Raw genomic sequence first — 2,727 nt, forward strand, 5'->3', positions numbered from 1 at the left:
AAGTAAAAAACTAGTTTTTATAGTAATCAGCTATTTTTTTAAACTCTTCGGTTAAAGTCGTCGCATTAATTAATGGCACACTACCTTGTTTAAATTCTGGTTTAAAAATAGCTCTAACGGCTCCATTTTGATCAACCATAGCGACCGAGGCACTATGATCAACAGCATATTCTGATTCACTACTATCGCTAATGGCGTAAATTAAACCAAGCTCTCGAACAACAGGAAAAAGGTGTTTATGTTCCCCTGATACAGCTAAAAAGTCTGGGTTAAAGTAATCTATATATTGCTTTCGTTTAGCTGGTGTATCGCGTTTTGGATCGACCGATAAAAACCAAATTTGCAGCGGATAATCTGCTTGTAAGTTTTTATAAACAGCATTTAACTTAGCAAGTGTTAATGGACAAATATCTGGACAGCTTGTATAGCCTAAAAATACTAAATTCCACTGTCCTACAAATTGTTGCTTAGTCACTAATTCACCGCGCTGATCGTTTAGCGTAAAATCAGACAGTGGCTTTGCATTTTCGTAAACTAATGCATCTACATCTGGTGGACTATTTTCATTTGAACATGCTGATAAAAACGAAACTAAAATAACAATTAATCCAAGCCATAACTGCTTCATAAAGGGAGCCATTTATCTATAAATAAGATTACAAAGAGTACCATTAAATGAATAATCGAAAAACGAAATAAGTCCATTGCAGTCTCATCATTTCCAGCAATTTTTAAATTGACCGCCTTATATATAAACACGGCATTTAATACACATGCACCTATCAAATAGATTAATCCAGACATACCGATTAAATAAGGTAATACGCAAACAACAGCGAGTAAAACAGAGTAAGCAACGACGCACGTTTTACAAAAATCGATACCATGGGTTACTGGTAACATAGGGATTTTAGCGCGTTCATAATCACTTTTTCGTGCTATAGCCAGCGCCCAAAAGTGTGGTGGGGTCCAGGTAAATATTATCATTACGAGTAACCAAGGGGCTGCTGCCATTTGGTTTGTTTCTGACACCCAACCTAATAATGGAGGCATTGCGCCAGCCAACCCACCTATAACAATATTTTGCGGCGTTGCACGCTTTAAAAATGATGTATAAACAAATGCATAACCTACCAATGCAAATAACGTTAATATAGCGGTTAAGGTATTAGCCCACACCATCAGCATAATAAAACCCGCAACCCCAATAACAGCTGCAAAACTAAGCGCATGTGTTTTACTTAAACGCCCTTTAGCCACAGGGCGATGACGAGTCCGCGCCATTTTTGAGTCTATCTCGCTATCAACCACATGATTAATAACCGCTGCAGCAGCAGAAAGTAGCCCTATACCTAACAAGCTAATAAACTGTACGACCATACCGCGCCCTACATCGGGAGCCAGCGCTAAACCAACCCAAGCTGTTAGCACCAGCATGGCTACCACTTTAAATTTACTAATTGCTAAGTAGTCTTGCAGCAAACTATGAGTACGCGAAATTAGCGATTGAGTATTAACGGGTAGCAGTATTTTTTTATCAATTATAAGTGCCATCATATTTCCCCTTTATGTGCGTGATTTTAGGTAATAACACAACCTAACCATGCTTAATAACAGTATGGCTGCCATCAAGTTATGCGCCAGTGCAACTCCCAACGGAATATGCCAATGTACTAAAATAAGCCCTAAGCTAATTTGGCAAAGCAGAACAAGTAATACACTCACAACGCAATTTTTAATTTTTTTAGAGTACGCTTGGCTGTATATTTTCCACATAATTAACGCCAGAACAATGCAAGTAACGAGTGCCCAAATGCGATGTAATAAATGAATAGACATACGCGCTTGCTGCGATAACACACCAAACTCATAATTACTGTGCTCAAGTGGTAATTGAAATACGCTACTCAATGAAAACGGTTGTGCGTAATTACACAATGGCAAACCACTACAATGTGGAGCGGCGTAATTTGCAGCCAGCCAACCACCAAGTGCAATTTGGATAATTAATACACTGAGCGCTACTAAACTTAAACCGAAATAGCGTTTTGCGCCGCTATCGCCACCCATAATAGGTTTTGCGGTTAGCCGTAAATATAAAAGCGTTATAAGTGACAAAATACTAAAGCCACCTAATAAGTGGCCCATTACAATAAGCGGCTGAAGGTTCATGGTTACTGTCCACATACCAAGAGCAGCCTGAAACACCACTAGTAGAAGTAAAGCCAAAGGCAATTTAACTGGCGTAGTTGGATATTGGCGTTTTAAAAAAGCCAACACAAATAAACCTAAAATAAGTAAGCCTAAAGCACCTGCAAAGTAGCGATGAATCATTTCTTTCCACGCTTTTGCGGTTTCGAACATCATATCGGGGTAGCTTTGAGTTGCTAAGGCTATGTCAGCCTCATGCTTAGGTACCGTTAAAAAACCATAACAACCAGGCCAATCGGGGCACCCTAAACCTGCATCACTTAAGCGGGTGTACGCACCTAAAGCAACTACAATCAAAGCGAGTAATCCTGTTATTAATACTAAGTTTTTATAATTTTTATACATCAGATACTCCAACTTAAGCTCAACTTAGTTAGCTAGAACGAGAATAGTTAAGTAATTTTTTTAGATCTTTTAATAACCCTTTTTGTACTAAACGGTTTTCTTGTGGCTCGACCTTAAAGGGATATTCAAGTACCACTAACCCCATATGATCAATCAAATACAAACTTGCAG

The 2,727-nt window shown here is 38.7% G+C and carries 3 protein-coding genes and 1 pseudogene; all 4 read right to left on the reverse strand.

Going from position 1 to position 2,727, the window contains the following annotated elements; genetic code table 11:
- Nucleotides 1-10 precede the first annotated feature (10 nt).
- Nucleotides 11-628: an SCO family protein gene (locus GQR46_RS18405; RefSeq protein ID WP_165729070.1), complete on the reverse strand. Its 618-nt coding sequence runs from the start codon at nt 626-628 to the stop codon at nt 11-13.
- A complete protein-coding gene (gene cyoE / locus GQR46_RS18410) occupies nt 625-1,554 on the reverse strand; it encodes a heme o synthase (RefSeq protein ID WP_002959598.1) in 930 nt (309 codons plus the stop codon). The genes GQR46_RS18405 and cyoE overlap by 4 nt, the downstream gene beginning before the upstream one ends.
- 12 nt (nt 1,555-1,566) lie before the next feature.
- On the reverse strand, nt 1,567-2,556 hold the full coding sequence (locus GQR46_RS18415; protein ID WP_007584952.1) for a COX15/CtaA family protein: 990 nt from the start codon (nt 2,554-2,556) through the stop codon (nt 1,567-1,569).
- Nucleotides 2,557-2,584: 28 nt separating this feature from the next.
- A pseudogene (locus GQR46_RS20725) lies at nt 2,585-2,727 on the reverse strand (transmembrane cytochrome oxidase associated protein); the annotation flags it as partial.

Origin of the sequence: Pseudoalteromonas sp. Z1A6, from assembly GCF_011378745.1 — a bacterium.
GTDB lineage: Bacteria > Pseudomonadota > Gammaproteobacteria > Enterobacterales > Alteromonadaceae > Pseudoalteromonas > Pseudoalteromonas arctica.